The organism is Sodalis sp. (in: enterobacteria), from assembly GCF_047607725.1.
GTDB lineage: Bacteria > Pseudomonadota > Gammaproteobacteria > Enterobacterales > Enterobacteriaceae > JBLKSS01.
Genome location: NZ_JBLKSS010000344.1, coordinates 1 through 1,897 on the forward strand (window position 1 = coordinate 1; position 1,897 = coordinate 1,897).

Sequence of the window (1,897 nt, forward strand, 5' to 3'; positions counted from 1 at the left end):
GGCTATACAACAAACCCACCAATAATTCAAGACGTCCTCCACGGGGCGCTTACTTATTACCAGCAACAACACCAACTTGCAAATCAGCTTCGTCCATTCCCGCTATCGTAACCAGAACGTCGCTATTTGCGTGCTGGTAGACGTCAGCGCCCGCGTGCGGATGGAGGAGTCGTTGCAGGATATGGCCGCCGCCGCCGAACAGGCCAGCCAGGCCAAGTCGATGTTCCTGGCGACCGTGAGCCACGAACTGCGCCCGCCGCTGTATGGCATTATCGGCAACTTGGATCTGTTGAAAACCAAGGTGCTGCCGGACGGCGTCGACAGGCTGGTCATGCCGATGAGTAACTCCTCTACGCTGCTGCTCAACATCATTAGCGACATTCTCGATTTCTCCAAAATCGAATCAGAGCAGTTGAAGATTGAACCGAAAGATTATTTCCCCCGTGAGACGGTGAGCTATATCGTTGGCAATTACCTGTCGCTGGTGGTGAAAAAACGCCTGGGATTGTACTGCTTTATCGATCCCGACGTGCCGGACAGCCTGCGCGGCGATCCGGTGCGTCTGCAGCAGGTGCTGTCCAATTTATTAAATAATGCCATTAAATTTACCCGCAGCGGCAGTATCGTGGTGGCGGTGTACTGCAGGGACGGCTATTTGCAGTTTAGCGTGCGGGATACCGGCGTTGGCATGCAGCCGCGGGAAGTGATGCGCCTTTTCGATCCGTTTGTGCAATTGGGCGACGGTGGTCAGCGCCCGACCCAGGGCACCGGCCTGGGGCTGGCGATTTGTGAAAAACTGGTCAATTTGATGGACGGCGATATCGCCGTGGAGTCCGAACGCGGTATCGGCAGCCGTTTCAGCATCCGGCTGCCGCTTTATCAGGCGGTTGCCCGGCCGGTGGAGACACAGGATGCCGCCGGTCATACCTGCTGGCTGGCGGTGCGTAATAGCGCCTTGGGACGCTATCTGCAGCTGCTATTGCGCCATCAGGGGCTGACGGTGTTGGACTATCACGACGAAGCGTTAAGCGTCGACGATATTTTCCTGTGCGATGATCCGCAGCAGCCGGAAGGGACGGCGCGCGCCACGATTTGCTTCTCCAACGAGCATATCGGTCCGGCGGAGGAAATCCGCCCCGGCTATTGGCACGTCAGTCCGGCGTTTGCGGGAGATCTCCCGCTGTTGCTCAACTACCTCTATCGCAGTGAACAGGCGACAGGTCCGGCGTTGCCGGTGCCGCCGGTGATGCTAACCACGAGCGGCGCGAACGACGATATCCTGATCCTGGTGGTGGACGATCACCCCATCAATCGTCGGCTGCTGGCGGATCAGCTGGGTTCGCTGGGCTATCAGGTCATTACCGCCAACGACGGGCTGGATGCGTTGAATGTCATAAACCGGCAGGCGGTGGACATTATTCTGAGCGACGTCAATATGCCGAACATGGATGGGTATCAATTCGCCCGCGCGCTGCGTACTCAGGGCAGGGTGACGCCGGTGGTCGGCGTTACCGCCAACGCGCTGGCAGAGGAAAAACAGCGCTGTCTGGACGCGGGGATGGACAATTGCTTATCAAAACCGGTGACGCTGGAGGTGCTGCAGCCGGTGCTTACGGCCTACAGCCAAAAGGTACGCCCGGCGCGAAAACCGGCTGAAGATTGAGAGCGAAGGCTGCCGCGGGCAGCATGAAGGCGTGCCGCGCTATCTCCGGTTAAAACCGGGGCGAACGCCGGGGGGCGTCAATCGGCCAAGGTGGACGCGAAGATCAGGAGCGTCATTGTGCCGAATAATCTGGCGCGGATAACGTGAAGACGTGCTATGCCGGATAACGCCGAGGCGGGTGTAGCGCCGCAGACAAAGTGATCCACTCTTGCAGACAAAGTGATCCGCCAAAAA

1 pseudogene is annotated in these 1,897 nt (G+C 58.4%); it reads left to right on the top strand.

The features are described 5' to 3' along the window. Positions 1–52 precede the first annotated feature (52 nt). Positions 53–1,663 (top strand): annotated as a pseudogene (locus ACMX3H_RS20130) (ATP-binding protein); the annotation flags it as partial. Positions 1,664–1,897 lie beyond the last annotated feature (234 nt).